The organism is Arthrobacter sp. R3-55, assembly GCF_054161505.1.
This window is the reverse complement of sequence record NZ_CP096423.1, coordinates 3,312,551-3,327,932: the sequence shown is the minus strand read 5'-3', so window position 1 is coordinate 3,327,932 and position 15,382 is coordinate 3,312,551. Positions and strand designations below refer to the sequence as shown.

Annotated in this window: 12 protein-coding genes; 5 read left to right on the top strand and 7 right to left on the bottom strand. The window is 64.5% G+C overall.

Annotation, left to right across the window (positions count from 1 at the left end):
• The first annotated feature begins 330 nt into the window (after positions 1–330).
• The 3 genes from M1D51_RS15260 to sufU all read left to right on the top strand — a co-directional run bounded on the left by M1D51_RS15260 (position 331) and on the right by sufU (position 4,783).
• A complete protein-coding gene (locus tag M1D51_RS15260; protein ID WP_458107083.1) occupies positions 331–2,859 on the top strand; it encodes an ATP-binding protein in 2,529 nt (842 codons plus the stop codon).
• Between the two features lie 79 nt (positions 2,860–2,938).
• Entirely contained in the window at positions 2,939–4,264 is a 1,326-nt protein-coding gene (locus M1D51_RS15255; protein WP_458107082.1) for a cysteine desulfurase, read from the top strand.
• 66 nt (positions 4,265–4,330) lie between these two features.
• Positions 4,331–4,783, top strand: a complete 453-nt coding sequence (gene sufU / locus M1D51_RS15250; RefSeq protein WP_172324512.1) for a Fe-S cluster assembly sulfur transfer protein SufU — start codon at positions 4,331–4,333, stop codon at positions 4,781–4,783.
• Positions 4,784–4,837: 54 nt separating this feature from the next.
• Here sufU and nhaA read toward each other — a convergent pair whose 3' ends face one another.
• The 4 genes from nhaA to M1D51_RS15230 form a co-directional block, all read right to left on the bottom strand.
• Entirely contained in the window at positions 4,838–6,157 is a 1,320-nt protein-coding gene (gene nhaA / locus M1D51_RS15245) for a Na+/H+ antiporter NhaA (protein WP_458107081.1), read from the bottom strand.
• 163 nt (positions 6,158–6,320) lie between these two features.
• A complete protein-coding gene (locus M1D51_RS15240; RefSeq protein WP_458107080.1) occupies positions 6,321–6,542 on the bottom strand; it encodes an SCO4848 family membrane protein in 222 nt (73 codons plus the stop codon).
• A 2-nt stretch (positions 6,543–6,544) separates the two neighbouring features.
• On the bottom strand, positions 6,545–7,042 hold the full coding sequence (locus M1D51_RS15235) for a DUF2505 domain-containing protein (RefSeq protein WP_458107079.1): 498 nt from the start codon (positions 7,040–7,042) through the stop codon (positions 6,545–6,547).
• 47 nt (positions 7,043–7,089) lie between these two features.
• Positions 7,090–8,700 (bottom strand): SDR family oxidoreductase, encoded by a 1,611-nt coding sequence (locus M1D51_RS15230; RefSeq protein WP_458107078.1) that lies wholly within the window; start codon positions 8,698–8,700, stop codon positions 7,090–7,092.
• Between the two features lie 41 nt (positions 8,701–8,741).
• Between M1D51_RS15230 and mfd the strand changes: the two genes are divergently transcribed.
• Complete coding sequence (gene mfd, locus M1D51_RS15225; RefSeq protein ID WP_458107077.1) at positions 8,742–12,368, top strand: transcription-repair coupling factor; 3,627 nt, start codon at positions 8,742–8,744, stop codon at positions 12,366–12,368.
• Between the two features lie 5 nt (positions 12,369–12,373).
• Positions 12,374–13,183, top strand: coding sequence for a metal-dependent hydrolase (locus tag M1D51_RS15220; protein ID WP_172324507.1), 810 nt, complete (start codon positions 12,374–12,376; stop codon positions 13,181–13,183).
• Between the two features lie 84 nt (positions 13,184–13,267).
• Here the strand turns inward: M1D51_RS15220 and M1D51_RS15215 are convergent, their stop codons facing one another.
• The 3 genes from M1D51_RS15215 to M1D51_RS15205 all read right to left on the bottom strand — a co-directional run bounded on the left by M1D51_RS15215 (position 13,268) and on the right by M1D51_RS15205 (position 15,344).
• Positions 13,268–13,495, bottom strand: coding sequence for a hypothetical protein (locus M1D51_RS15215; RefSeq protein WP_172324506.1), 228 nt, complete (start codon positions 13,493–13,495; stop codon positions 13,268–13,270).
• A 53-nt stretch (positions 13,496–13,548) separates the two neighbouring features.
• Positions 13,549–14,241 carry a deoxyribose-phosphate aldolase gene (gene deoC, locus M1D51_RS15210; protein WP_458107076.1) on the bottom strand — a complete coding sequence of 231 codons (693 nt, stop codon included), beginning with the start codon at positions 14,239–14,241 and terminating at the stop codon, positions 13,549–13,551.
• Positions 14,242–14,435: 194 nt separating this feature from the next.
• Positions 14,436–15,344, bottom strand: coding sequence for an FAD-dependent oxidoreductase (locus tag M1D51_RS15205; protein WP_458107075.1), 909 nt, complete (start codon positions 15,342–15,344; stop codon positions 14,436–14,438).
• Positions 15,345–15,382 lie beyond the last annotated feature (38 nt).

The window sequence follows — 15,382 nt, the reverse complement described above, 5'->3', positions numbered from 1 at the left end:
CAAGGTATCGGCCCGGAAAAAGCCCCTGACTAATCGAGTACCAACTACTGGTGTACCCCGTTCGCCACCCCGGCAGTATTGATCTTGGAAGAACGGTTCAGCCCCAAGCATCACCGGGATTCCGAAAGTCGCATCATCCGCATCGGTGGTCTCTTCAAGCCGATGCACCGGACGCCGTGAGGTGTTCCGGCCCTGGACGAAGCCGGCGGCGACAGAGTCTTCTGAGACCGAGACTCTCCCCCCAGCCGCCGCCGGCTTCTAGGCCAGGTAGCCCGCACTTCGCGGAAATCAACCCTCCCGGATCATGGGACTGCTGCTATTGGAGTGCGCATGCTGCCGGACCCCTGGCTGGACGAAGACACCGTCACAGTCGGGCTGAGGCCATCATCCCTCCCGGACCGGGCAAGGCTCCTGGACATCATCCTTTCGGCAGTACCGTCACCCTCCGTCAGCGGGATAGTGGTAACAGGAGACCCGGGATCCGGAAAAACGCACTTGTTGCTCTCGGTCAAAGCCGGCCTCCCGGAATCCATGGACGTCAGAACCTTCGCGGGCAAGGCCGAGCTCAAAACCATCAGCTACGGCGCCTTGGGTACGGCTCCTGATACCGGCAGCGAAGATACGCTCCCTCCGGGACTGAACGTACTCAGGGCCCTCACCAGCACCCTTGGCGCCGCCGAGTACCTGTTCACCCCGCAGAACGGCCGACGGCGGAACAAACGCCACGCGCGGGCGGCACGTCCGCCACTGGTGCTGCTGGTGGACGACATCCACTACATCGATCCCGCTTCGCTGGCTGTCCTGCTGCAGCTCATCCCTGGGTTCGGGGCTACCTTGGTGGCCACCGCGGACAGCCGCAGGCCCCTTCCACCTGATCTCTACCAACTTTGGGAAGACGGCTTCCTGGAACAGTACTTCCTGCCACCCTTTAGCTTCACCGAGGCACATGCGTTGGCTGAGGTCGTCCTGGGTGGCAGGGTCCAACGCCGCGCCAGCAGCCTCTTGGCCGCCATGAGCGGTTTCAACGTCGGGCTGTTGGCGATTGCCATCAACGACGCGCGTCGTGCAGGACTGCTGGTGCAAAAGGACGGCTTTTGGACCATCGATGTCCGGGCCCACTGCGATTGGCCAGGCGTGGTGGCACACGTGCAGACCGAAAATGCCGCCCGGCCGGCAGAGGAACGGCACGCGCTGGAGCTCATAGCCCTCGCCGAACCCGTGGCTTTGGATGTTGTGGAACACCATTTTGGCCAGACCGCCGTTGAACACCTCTTGGCCAACCACCACATCAGGCTGTTGGCGGGGAGGCCGCCGCTGGTCAGGACGAGTTCCTGGTTGCGCGGCGAAGGCACCCGCCTGGCCGTGCCGCGGCCCAGGAGCCTGGCCCTACGCCTGGGCGTCAAGGAACCGGCCATCACACGGGAATCAGCCCCCACCCTGCTTCGGTGGATGGACTGGACCCTTGACTGCGGCTTGACCCTCTCGGATGAACTTCTCCTGGCCACAGCACCGGCCGCTGACAGGCCATCAACAGCAGAGCTGGCCAAGCGGGCTGCCGCAGCAGTGGCCGGCCCGGAGCGGAAGGACGAGGCGAGACTCCTCCGGGCGAGGGCCTTGGTTGCCGAAGGCCTGCTGCGCGAAGCGGCCCCGGAACTACGGGAGCTGGCGGCCGCCGGAGGAACACCGGAGGTGAAGGCTGATGCCGGCTATCGCCTGTTGGCCCTGGAACTTCTGGGGGCCGTTCCCGGTGATGCAGCATCCGGGGTACAGAAGGATGCGGGCTCAGGAACCGCTCAACAGCCGCAGGCCAGCCGTGTGCAGGACGAAATGGAGCCGCGGACCGCTGGACGGCCGCAGGCCATGGCCGGGCTGGAGGCCCTCGGCGAATTCTCAAAGCAGGTAGTGCGGGACGTCGGGGATGCCGAGCGTCTCCTGCTCACCGGAGCTGCCCCGGAGGCGTTGGAAAGGTCAACAGCGGCAATGGCGGCCGTTGACGCGGACCCTGCCTTGGAGATGTTCCGGCCTGGAGTATTGCTCCGGCACGTCGTCTGCCTTCGCAACAATCTGGCGTGGAGCCGCCTGGACCAAGTCCTTGAGTGTCCGTCCGCGTTCGTGCTCCCCACGTACTTGGCCGTGTGCTTGGACGTTGCCCGCGGATACGCCGAACTCAGTCAAGGGCTTCCCCGCGCGGCCTGTGGCACCTTGGAACCGGTTCTTGCGGAACTGTCCGACGCCGGCCTTCCGACAGTCCTTGGGTTGGCTGCGGCCATGCTGGCCTACTCAGAGGCGCTGTGCGGGAACCCTGTGCAGGCGATGGCGCGCAGTGCGCAGAGCTTCGCTGCACTGCAGGGCATTCAGGACACTGCCGGCCTCCTTCCTCAGCTGAGCTCTGTATATCTGGCGGCCGCACAGGACCAGATCGCCGGGAAGCCAGGCCAGCTGTTGGCCCTTGCGGATCAGTTCCACCACCAGGGCAGCACGTTGCTCGAAGCAGAGGCGGTGTCCCTCCTGACGCTCAACGCAAGCAGCGCCGCCGTCGAGGACCTTGTGGTTCAGCGGCGCCTGGCCGGACTTGCCACGGAAATTCACGGAGCCGGGGGAACTGCGCTGGGAGCTTTTGCCTCTGCACTGCTGGAAAACGACCCCAAAACGCTCGAGGCCGCCGGAAGAAGCTTGTCTTCCGACAGGCTGTTCGCCCACGCGGCCGTGTGCTTCTCCCGTGCGGCCAGTGGCTACGAAGCTCGAACCCGGAGTGCGGCAAGCCGGCGTGCCTCGACCCTGGTTGAGCGGCTGCGCAGCGCCTTCGACAGCGGGGCCGTTCCGCCGCTGGGTTGGGTCCCGGGGAGGGCCGGCGGGTGACGTGCTCAACGGCACACCGCCCGGTGGAGCCCTCCGTGGGATAATGGGGAGTCCCTGAAGGATTCCCAAGGAGCGCCCCTTGACTGCCGTATCAACCCCCGCCTCACTGCTGCGGTCCGTGCCTGCCATGGACAACGCTGAGGTGTTGCGGATCCGGAACGACTTCCCGGTGCTGGACCAGTTGGTCAACGGCAAAGCCCTGATCTACCTGGATTCCGGTGCAACATCGCAAAATCCGCTCAGCGTCATCGAGGCCGAACAGGAATACTACGAGCAACGCAACGCCGCGGTTCACCGGGGCGCCCACCACCTTGCCGTGGAAGCCACGGATGTCTTCGAGGACGCACGCCAGACCGTGGCGGACTTCATTGGTGCGCAATATGAGGAAACCGTGTGGACCTCCAATGCCACCGAGGGACTCAACCTCATTAGCTACGCACTTTCCAACGCCGGGTTGTGGGCTGCGCAAGGCCGCGGGGATTCACGCCTGAAGGACCTGGCCATTGGTCCGGGCGATGAGATCGTGGTGACCGAAATGGAGCACCACGCCAACCTGATCCCTTGGCAGGAACTGGCCTTCCGGACAGGCGCCACCCTCAAGTACATCCCGGTCGCTGATGACGGTGCTTTGATGCTCGACGCCGCAGCCGGGATCGTGGGAGAGCGGACCAAACTCCTGGCTTTCACCCACGCTTCCAACGTCCTTGGCACCATCAACCCGGTGCCCGAGCTCGTGGCGCTCGCCCGCAGGTTCGGTGCTTTGGTGGTTCTGGACGCCTGCCAGTCGGTGCCCCACATGGCAGTGGACGTCAAGGAACTGGACGTGGACTTCGCTGTGTTTTCCGGCCACAAGATGCTGGCCCCTACCGGTGTCGGGGTGCTCTACGGCAAGCAGGAACTCCTGGACGTCCTGCCGCCCTTCCTCACCGGCGGCTCCATGATCACCACCGTGACCATGGAGCGCGCTGAGTACCTGCCGGCACCCCAGCGGTTCGAAGCCGGTACCCAGCGCATCTCCCAGGCCGTGGCACTCGCCACCGCGGTGAACTACCTCACCGAGACCGGCATCGAGCGCATCCACGCCTGGGAAACTACGCTGGGACAACGCCTCGTAAAAGGTCTTGAGGGGATCGACGGCATCAGGGTGGTCGGGCCGGCTTCGGGGGTCGATCGGATCGGTCTGGCCGCGTTCGACGTCGCCGGTGTCCACGCCCACGACGTCGGTCAGTTCCTGGATGATCGCGGCATCGCCGTCCGCGTCGGTCACCACTGCGCCCAGCCATTGCACCGCCGCCTGGGGCTGACGGCCACCACCCGTGCGAGTACCTACCTTTACAACACCACGGATGACGTAGATGCTTTCCTCGACGCCGTTTCCGGGGTTCGGGCCTACTTTCAGGCCTAGCCGGCAGCTCTGAAGCAGGCTACAACCACCGAACCGGCTACAACCACCGAACAGGCAACAACCACCATGAGTCTTGACCAGCTGTACCAACAGATCATCCTGGACCACTCCAAGCAGCGGCACGGCAGCGGCTTGGCTGAAACAGCAGCCCCCGAAGGAGCGTCCACCGGCCAATCACACCAACTGAACCCGGTGTGTGGTGATGAAGTCACGCTGCGGCTCGCCGTTGCGGACGGAACAGTCCAGCAGATCAGCTGGGACGGGGCGGGCTGCTCCATTTCCATGGCCTCGGCCTCAGTGCTCAGCGAACTGGGCGAGGGAATGTCCGTGGCGGAAATGCACGCCGTGATCGAGAACTTCCGCGAGGTCTTGAGGTCCCGCGGGAAAGTCCAGGCGGACCCGGAGGTCCTCGGAGACGCTGCCGCGTTTGAAGGCGTGGCCCGTTATGCGGCCCGGGTCAAGTGCGCCATGATCTCCTGGGTTGCTGCCGAGGACGCGCTCAACCAGGCCACCGCCTAACCTCTGCCAGCAGCCGCAGCCGCAGCCGCAGCCGCAGCTCGGCAACCCGGCCCGTCAGGCGCGGGCAAAGACGTCAGGTACGCCGTCGCCGTCGTCGTCCCGCTCTTCCTCCGCCTGAACCTGGCGGTAACGCCGGTTGCGGGCCCTCAGTACGACGGCGGCCAGCAGCGCCGAGATCAACGAACCTGCCAGGATGGCCACCTTGGCGTGGTCGCCGTGCGGGGAATCGGAGCCGAAGCTCAGTTCGCCGATCAGCAACGAGACCGTGAAGCCGATGCCGGCCAGAAGCGCCAGCCCGAAGAGGTCGATCCAGGCAATGCTGGAATCGAGGCTTGCACGGGTGGTCTTGGTGACCAGGAAGGTAGTGCCGAAGACGCCCACGGCCTTACCCACCACCAACGCTGCCACGATGCCAACCGCCACGGGATCGGTGAGTGCTGCCCCCATGCCATCGAATCCGCCCAGGGCTACGCCTGCGGAGAAGAACGCGAACACGGGCACGGCAAAGCCCGCTGAGAACGGGCGCAGGCGGTGCTCGAAGTGCTCGGCCAGACCCTCGGCCGGCTCGCCCTTCTTGCCGCTGGCAAGGACCGGAACGGCGAAGCCCAACAGCACTCCGGCCACCGTGGCGTGGATCCCGGAAGCGTGGACGAACCCCCACGTGGCCAAGGCGAGCGGGATGAGCAAGTACCAGCTGCGGATCCGCTTTTGGACCAGGAAGGTGAAGAGGGCCAAAGGTACCAGGGCGGCCAGCAGCATGAGCGGCTGGAGTCCGGTGGAATAGAAGAACGCGATGATTCCGATAGCGATGAGGTCATCCACCACGGCCAACGTCAGCAGGAAGGTCCGGAGGGCGGCCGGCAGGTGGGTATTGATGACCGCCAGCACTGCCAGGGCGAAAGCGATATCGGTGGCTGTGGGAATGGCCCAGCCCTTGAGCGTTTCGGGTGAACCCAGGTTGAACAAGACGAAGATGACCGCAGGAACCACAACGCCGCCAACCGCCGCGGCCACGGGAACCACTGCTTTGGCGGGTTTGCGGAGCTCGCCGGCTACGAATTCGCGTTTGAGCTCAAGACCCGCAAGGAAGAAGAACACTGCAAGCAGGCCGTCCGAGGCCCAGTGGCCGAGGCTCAACTCAAGGTGCCAGGGCTCGTAGCCGATCTTGACATCGCGGAGGGCAAAGTAGCCATCGGCGGCGGGGGAGTTGGCCCAGACGAGGGCAATCACGGTGGCAGCCAGAAGGAGGGCGCCGCCAACTGTTTCCGTGCGCAGGATCGAAAGGATCCGGCGGTACTCGGGATAACTGGAGCGGGAGAAGACTGCGCTTGAACTGCCGGGCTGCTGAGGGGTTGCTGGGGGTTTCCGGGCCACGGGGGCTCCTTAACTTGCGGGAATCAATCGGTCGAGGGGGAGCACAAAGGCTCCGCCGACCAGACTTCCCGGCACACCACTGTCCATCTTACCCGTCTGAGTAGCAGCAGAGCGCGTTATCAGCTCTCATAACGCTCTCTGCTGCGACTCAGTTGGGTGAAACTCAGGCGACGAGGCCCGCAATCCCAATGGCCGCCGTCGCGAGTCCCAGCACCATGGAGATGGTGACCAGCACAACGTGGACCGTGAGGAACTTGGTGGCCTTGCCGGCGGCGTCGCGGGCGCGGGGGTCCTTCATGACGCGCTTGAGGAACTGCGGCCACACAACCAGGGACCACACGCCGGCAACGATCAGGACAACCGCAAGGAGTGCAGGGATCTCCACGCTTAGTGGCTTTCGAGCCAGGCCTGGGCCTGCTGCGACTGGATGTTCAGGGCCTTGCCCACCATCGGTTCCGCGGCGTCGGCAATCTTGCCGCCGAGGAACGGAACCGAGGAAGAGACGTTGCCCTCAAGCTCGATCCTGGTGTTGCCGCCGTCGGCCACAAGGCGCTGGACGGCCGTGACGTCCAAGGGCGCACCCGAGATCTTCAGGGCAATGTTGCTGGCACGCGAGCCATCGGCGGCAGGAGCTTCCCACTGCTCGGTCTGGGTGACCTTGAGGGTCTCGCCAACAAACTTCCGGGCAATGTCCGGCAGGCGCGTGGTGGGCAGGGTGCGGACGGTAACGGTGCTGAAAGCACCGGCGGGATCGCCGTTGATCGTGAACGATTCCAGGGAGCCGCCCACCAGTTCGCTCGTGTGACGCAGGAATTCTTCGTCAACAAATACGGCAGCTACGCGGTCAACGCTGTGCGGCAGGGTGGTGGATGCGCTCAGGGCCATGGGTCCTCCGTGAATGGTGGTGGTGAAGCTTTTTAGCTCCCAACATCCTACGGGGTTCCGCCGGCCACCCCTGAACCGGTGGACGTGGGCGAGCTCTCCTGGAGGGTGATGGCCGCTGCCGAAATGTTGCGGGCCATGGACGGGAAGATGAAACCGTGGAACGGGTAGACACCCAGCCAGTAGAGCCGACCGGCCAGTCCGCGCGGGAAGAAAATGGCGCGCTGTTTGTAGAGGCTGCCGTCGCCGTCGGCCTCCACTGCCAGCTCCAGCCAGGCCCCGCCCGGGGCCCGCATTTCGGCCCGTAACCGCAGCAGGTGCCCGCGGTCGATGGCCTCCACCCGCCACCAATCCACTACCTCGCCGGCGTTGAGGGTCTTGGGATGCCGGCGTCCCCGCAACAAACCAGCACCGCCCTGAAGCTTGTCCAGCCAGCCGCGGATCCGCCAGGCCAAGGGCAGGGAGTACCAGCCGTTCTTGCCACCGATGCCCTCGATGATGGTCCAGACATGCTCCGGCCTGGCCTCGCTGTGGAAGGTTCGTTCGTCGAGGAACACTTTGTAGCCTGCCCAGTCGGGGTCGCTGGGAAGGGGATCGGCGTCGATGCCGGCATTGGCCCAAGTGGTCTCCACCTGCCCGTCCCGTTCCTTGCCCAACGCCAAAGCGACGGCACGGCGGTACTGCGTCAGGCCGCCGTCGGGCTGCGGAAAGTAACGGTCGACGTCGTGCTCCCGCGACACCGCGTCATGTTGGAGCGACTGCACCAAAGGCAGGGACATGGACAAGGGGATGGGTGTCACCAGGGCCACCCACAAACCGGCGAGCTTCGGTGCCGGCACGGGAAGCGCAACGACCAGCCGGCGCGGGAGCCCACGCTCCACTGCGTACTCGTTCATCATCTGCTTGTACTTCAGGACGTCCCGGGAACCGATGTCAAAGGAACGGTTCAGCTTCTCCGGGAGCGCGGCCGCAGCCACGAGGTAGTGCAGGACATCACGGACCGCGATGGCTTCCACCCTGTTGTTGACCCAGCTGGGGGCGGGCATGACGGGGAGGGTTTCGGCGAGGTGCCGGATCATCTCGAACGACGCCGACCCCGAACCGATCACCACACCGGCCTGGAACACGATCGCGTCCACCGGGGAGTCGAGGAATACCTTGCCCACGGTTTCGCGGGAACGCATGTGAATGGACAGTTCCTCGTTCTCCGGGTGCAGTCCGCCCAGGTAGACGATCCTGTCCACGCCGGCCTCCGCCGCGGCTCCAGCCACGAGCCGGGCCATGGCTTCTTCCTTGGCCTCGAATCCGCTGCCGGACGCCATGGAATGGACCAGGTAATACAGGACGTCCACACCGGCCAGGGCATCGGTGAGGCCGTCGGCGTCCGAGAGGCTGTTCTCGATGATCTCCACCTGGTCATGCCAGGGAACATCGGCGATCTTCTGCGGGGTGCGGACCAGGACCTTGACCGTATGGCCGGCTTCGAGGAGCCGGGGGACCAGGCGGCCGCCGATGTAGCCGGTGGCGCCAGTGACCAGCACCGTCTTGGTGTCCTGCGGGGTATTGGAATGCGTAGCTTCCGAAGGCTGCAAAAGGAACTCCTGTGGCTGGGGGTAGAGGTAGGCTGGAATGACCCGGCATTCATCTGAATTTCCGGGCATTTGTGTTGCCTGCCCTTGGACCCACCCTAGGAGTTTCTGTCATGAGCCTCAACGGTCTGCGCCGCGCACTGGCGGAGGATAAGACTTTTGCGCGCGTCCGCTCGGAGGCGCAGCGGTCTTTCCGCGACCGGAACGCCGACTACCAGATCAGTGCTCCCCAAGGGATGCGTGCCGTGTTGCTCGCCGAAATGGCGGACGCGCTGGCGGACGCTGGTGCCGACGACGCTCCCGTGGTCCTGGCTGTCACCGCAACCGGCCGCGAAGCCGAGGACCTCACGGCCGCGCTCGCTTCCTACCTCCCCGCGGAGTCCGTTGCCACCTTCCCCAGTTGGGAGACCCTTCCGCATGAGCGGCTTTCTCCGCGCTCGGACACCGTTGGCCGCCGACTCTCCGTCCTGCGCCGCCTGACCCACCCTGAAAGTTCGACGACGGCCCCCTTGCGTGTTGTGGTGGCTCCGGTTCGCGCCGTGGTCCAGCCCCTCGTGGCCGGCTTGGGGGACCTGGTTCCCGTGACGCTGCAGGTGGGACAGGAACGTTCCTTCACGGAGGTCGTCAGGGCCTTGTCCGACGCCGCGTATGCCCGCGTTGACATGGTGACCCACCGCGGCGAGTTCGCGGTCCGAGGCGGCATCCTTGACGTCTTCCCACCCACGGAGGACCATCCCATCCGCGTGGAGTTCTTTGGTGACGAAGTGGACCAGATGCGCTGGTTCGCCGTGGCCGACCAGCGCTCGCTGTCCGCCCCTGGAATCCACCATCCCACTGAACTGCATGCCCCGCCGTGCCGGGAAATCCTGATCACCGCGTCCGTCATGTCCCGTGCGGCCAAGCTCAAAGCCGATATGCCCGCAGCGGCGGACATGTTGGAGAAGATTGCCGGCGGTATTGCTGTTGAAGGCATGGAATCGCTGGCCCCCGTGCTGGTTGATGCCATGGTCCCGTTCGTGGATCAGCTCCCGGCCGGCTCGCTGTCGGTTGTCATCGAACCGGAGAAGGTCCGCACCCGCGCGCACGATCTCGCGGCGACCAACGAGGAATTCCTGGAAGCTGCCTGGGCAACAGCGTCCGACGGCGGTGCGGCGCCCCTTGACCTGTCGTCGCAGGCCTCCACGGACTTGCATGCGGCCAGTTTCCGATCCCTGACCGACACCCGGTCGGCCGCCCTCGCCCACGGCGTCTCCTGGTGGTCCATCACTTCGCTCGCCTCCGACGAGGACCTGGTCCTGGACATTGACGTCCTGAACATGCGGGCCCGCGAGCCGCGTGGGTACCAGGGCGACGTAGCGGAGATGCTGGAGTTCATTGGCTCCCGTGTCCGCGAACAGTGGCGGGTAGTGGTGGTGACCGATGGTCCCGGGCCCGCGCAACGCCTGGCCGAGTTGTTCCATGATTCCGACATTCCCTGCTCCCGGGTGGAGTCCCTGGATCAGGAACCCCAACCGGGCATCATCGAGGTGACCACCGCCGCCGTCGGGCGTGGATTTGTCCTGGACGGCCTGAAACTGGGCTTGCTGACTGAAGCCGATTTGTTGGGCCGTGCCACGGCAAGTTCCACCAAGGACATGCGGCGCATGCCCTCCAAGCGTCGCAACGCCGTGGACCCGCTGCAGCTGCACGCGGGCGACTTTGTGGTCCATGAGCAGCACGGCATCGGCCGGTTCGTGGAGCTCATCCAGCGGAAGGTGACCGGTACCTCGGCCTCCGATGCCGGCCTGCGCGAGTACCTGGTCCTTGAGTACGCGCCGTCCAAACGAGGCGCTCCGGGGGACCGGCTCTTCGTCCCGACCGACCAACTGGACCAAGTGACCCGCTACGTCGGCGGCGACACCCCTGCGCTGAGCAAGATGGGCGGTGCCGACTGGGCCAGCACCAAGTCCAAGGCCCGCAAGGCCGTCAAGGAAATCGCCGGAGAGCTGATCCGGCTGTATTCGGCCCGCATGGCGTCCCGCGGCCACGCCTTTGCTCCCGACACCCCGTGGCAGCGCGAACTTGAAGAAGCCTTCCCTTATGTGGAGACGCCGGACCAGCTGACCACCATCAATGAGGTCAAAGCGGACATGGAACGCGAAATTCCCATGGACAGGCTGGTCTCCGGTGATGTGGGCTACGGCAAGACGGAGATCGCCGTCCGCGCAGCGTTCAAAGCCGTCCAGGACGGCAAGCAAGTGGCTGTCCTGGTGCCCACTACGTTGTTGGCCCAGCAGCACTACGAAACCTTCACCGAACGCTTCTCCGGGTTCCCCCTGCGGGTGAAGCCGCTCTCCCGGTTCCAGAGCAGCAAGGAAGCCAAGGAAACGGCCGAGGGCGTCAAGAGCGGCGCCGTGGATGTGGTGATCGGTACGCATCGGCTCCTGTCCAAGGACTTCGAGTTCAAGGACCTCGGGCTGGTGATCGTCGATGAAGAGCAGCGCTTCGGTGTGGAGCACAAGGAGGCGCTCAAAAAGATGCGCACCAACGTGGATGTGCTGGCCATGAGTGCCACACCGATTCCGCGAACCCTGGAAATGTCGCTGACAGGTATTCGGGAAACGTCTACCCTGGCCACGCCCCCGGAGGAGCGCCACCCCGTACTGACCTATGTGGGCCCCTACACGAACAAGCAGACGTCCGCCGCGATCCGACGCGAACTCATGCGCGAAGGCCAGGTGTTCTTTGTTCACAACCGGGTTTCGTCCATTGAGCGCATCGCCGCCCAGATCCGTGAGCTCGTCCCCGAAGCCCGCGTTGAAGTAGCTCACGGGCAGATGTCCGAGAGCCGCCTTGAGAAAATCATTGTGGACTTCTGGGAGAAGCGGTTCGACGTCCTGGTCTGCACCACCATCATCGAAACCGGCCTGGATATCTCCAATGCCAACACCTTGATTGTGGATGGCGCAGACAAGTACGGGCTCTCGCAGCTCCACCAGCTCCGCGGACGTGTTGGCCGTGGACGTGAACGGGCGTACGCCTACTTCCTTTACCCCTCCGAAAAGCCACTGGGCGAGGTAGCCCTGGAGCGCCTGAAGGCAGTGGCGGCGCACAATGAACTCGGTGCCGGCATGCAGCTGGCCATGAAGGACCTTGAGATTCGTGGTGCGGGAAACCTGTTGGGCGGTGAACAGTCGGGCCACATCCAAGGCGTGGGCTTCGACCTCTACATTCGCCTGGTGGGCGAGGCTGTGGCCGAATATCGCGGGGAGGCCGAAGAGAAGGCCGCCGAGATGAAGATCGAGCTCCCCGTCAACGCCCACCTTCCGCACGACTACGTGCCCGGGGAAAGGCTGCGCCTGGAAGCCTACCGAAAGCTGGCCGCTGCCATCACCTACGAGGCCATCGACGAGGTCCTGGCCGAACTGGTGGACCGTTACGGCGGGCCGCCGCTGCCAGCCCAGAACCTCATCGCCGTGGCCCGCTTCCGGGTGGGTGCCCGCGAAGCCGGCCTGTCCGACGTCGCGCTCCAAGGCAACTTCATCCGGTTCTCGCCGGCCCAACTGCCGGAGTCCAAAACCATGCGCCTGAACCGCATGTACCCGGGCTCCCAGGTGAAACCCGCGCTGGATGCCGTGCTGATTCCCAAGCCCAAGACAGCCAAAATCGGTGGACGCGACCTTCAGGATGCCGAGATTTTGCAATGGGCCAACAACGTTATTGAAGCGATCTTCGCTGAAGTACCTGTAAAGGCGGGCTAACTTCCATGATGGGAGGACATCACGCCGCGTCGGGAGCCGCGGCGTGGATAGCTATTGCCTCGACCGGCCCCTACGCACTGGGTTGGTACCCCTTGGATTCCACCGGGATCCTGATCGGCGCCATGGCGACGGCGGGAACTGCTTTGGTGGTCGACTGGGACCACCGCCACAGCACCATCGCCAATTCCCTGCCGCCGCTGTCCAACGTGATTGCGGTGGGGATCGAAAAAGCCAGTGGAGGGCACCGGCAGGGAACGCACTCTTTGTTGGGTGCCTCCGCATTTGTGGTGCTCGCAGCCATGGCGGCCCAGTTCCAGATGGTCACCCCGGTAGGCAAGCTTTCCATCGGTGCCGGGCTGCTGTGCATGTTCATGATCAACCTAGCGGCCAAAGCATTGAACCTGTTCCCGAAATCCGGGTGGATTACCAACTGGCTGTTCGCCTTGGTGATGGCCGGCCTGGTCACTTGGTTTGCGCCGGACCAATGGGGTTGGTTGCCGCTGTCCATGCTCACGGGCGTGGTGGTGCACATCGTGGGGGACATGATCACGGTGGGCGGGGTGCCACTCTTATGGCCCATTGTCATCAAGCCGCCTAAATTCCTGCGCAAATCCCTGATTCGGGGAATCTGGCGGCCGAACGGAGCCTTCTCCATCCCGTTGCTGGGGCGGGCGGGTTCCCGGCGCGAATGGTTGGTCCTGATACCCGTGAGCGGCTACGCCATGGTGGGCATGGGAGCCGCCGCGTGGACCCTGGCGCAACAGCACTGGCCCGGCGTTCTGGCAGCACTGGGCGGTGTGGTGCAGATGCCGTGACGGCGTGTTGCGATGGAGTAGTTTCGAGGCTTAAAAGAAAGCGGCCCGGGCATCCCGCCCGGGCCGCTTTCCTGCATCTAACGTTTAGTTTTCGCCCGCGGAGTCCGAGCGGCCAAGAATGGTCTGCGGGATCCAGAACGCCAGGGCGAACAGGCCCAGGCAAACGGCCATCGGCCACGGGTTGTCCAGGCTGAGGAAGGACAGCGAGTAGATGGCGCCCAGGAAGAGCACAATCATGACCAGGAACAGGACAATGCTCTGGACCAGGTTGTTCTCGCGCTCGATGGGGGCGCTTGTTGTGTTCTTGGACATTCGTTCCTCCTCGGCCCCGCGGGGCTCAAAATCTCTGGTGGTCCTGGAAGCCTTTAGTAGGCGGATGAACCCTGCTCACCCTTGACGACGGCAATTCCGGAACTCGCTCCGATACGTGTTGCACCAGCAGCAATCATAGCCTGTGCATCGGCGAGGGAACGCACTCCACCTGAGGCTTTGACGCCCAGGTCCGGTCCCACGGTCTTGCGCATCAAGGCGACGTCTTCCACGGTTGCCCCTCCACCGTTGAATCCGGTGGAGGTCTTCACGAAGTCAGCCCCTGCCTCCACAGCTGCTTGGCAGGCGATGACCTTCTGCTCGTCGTCCAACATGGATGTCTCGATAATGACCTTCAGGATGGCTTCACCGGCGTGGACCGTTTCGGCCACGGCCCTGATGTCGTCCACCAGCGCACCTTTGTCATTGGCCCGGGCGGAGGCCATATTGATGACCATATCGATTTCGTCAGCGCCATCGAGGACTGCTCCGCGGGCTTCGAATGACTTGACGTCGCTGGGCGTGGCGCCCAGCGGGAATCCGATGACCGAACACGTCAGCACACCGGAACCTTTGAGGGCCTTGGTGACCGTTTTGACCCAGACCGGGTTCACGCAGACGGACTTGAACCGGTATTCGATGGCTTCGGCGCAGACCTTGAGGACGTCTGCTTCGCTGGCCTCCGGCTTCAACAGGGTGTGGTCGATGTAGGAGGCGATGTTCGCCGGGGCGACCGCTTGGTTGCTCATGGGATCCTTCCGTGCCGGGCGTGGCCGGCCCGGTGGCCGCAGGGTTGTCACTGCCCGTCAAAGGACCATCTTGCCACATGGGTTGCAGACCATTGGGGCTTGTCCACATAGCCAAAGCGGGGCCTGATGCTTATCCCTGTGCCTCTGGAAGAGTGCCGGTATGGAACCCATGCATCCGTGCCGGGCTGAGTGGATCACGCCGCCATCGGGACTTGCTGATCCTCAGTTCCCCGCGTGCCCAACAACATCCCGGAAGCGCACAACATCGCAGAAGACTCGGCGGAGAGGAGCAAACCAAGGCGAAGACCATCGCAGGAGGCCGCGTCGCCGATCGCCCAGATGCCCGGGACGGTGGTGGCGAGGTCGCGCCCCACGGAAATGCCGCCGTCGGAGGCAACCAACAAACCGGCGCTCTCGGCGAGGTCGTTACGGGCGGTGCGTTCCTCGGCAATGACCACGAGGTCGCCCTTCATGCTGCTGCCGTCCTCGAACACAATGCCAGTGGCCGGCAGCTTGGAGCCCGGCACACCTGGTGTGGAATCGACTGCAGCAACGGGGGCGGGGTCGGCAACGATAGCAGCGGGGCGAAGGGTGGTCCGCACGGGACGCACCCCCCGGGCCCGGAGCACGGCTTCTGCTTGTCCGGCGGCGGGCCCGTTGCCCACCAGAATTCCGAGGGGTCGACGACCCACCGTGTTGGTGACGTCCTTGACGGCTTCACCGATGGTGGCGGCGTCATCGATGGTGGAATAGCTCAGGCCGGATTCGGCTCCTGCTACCGGCGGGAGGGAAGGCGCCGAGCCGGTGGCGATAACCAGCTGGTCATAGGAGAACTCCAAGCCGTCCACCGTGGTGACGATATTGGCGTCGGAGTCGATGAAACTGGCCGGCTGCCCGAAGCGGATCGAAACCTGGGGGAGTTCTGCCAGTTCCAGCAAGGCGTCGGGGCACTCGTCGCGATTGCTGAGGACGGTGATGGTTCCCTCGAAGGCACGCTGCCGGGAGTCTGTCCGTCCCGCAAGCCGGCGCACCAAAGCCTGAGCCGCGGGGCCTGCGCCTGCGATGACGATGTGGAGGGAAGGTGCGGACGGGGTGGCGGACATGTTTGGCCCTTTCGCTCAAATGACGTGCTGTTGATCTT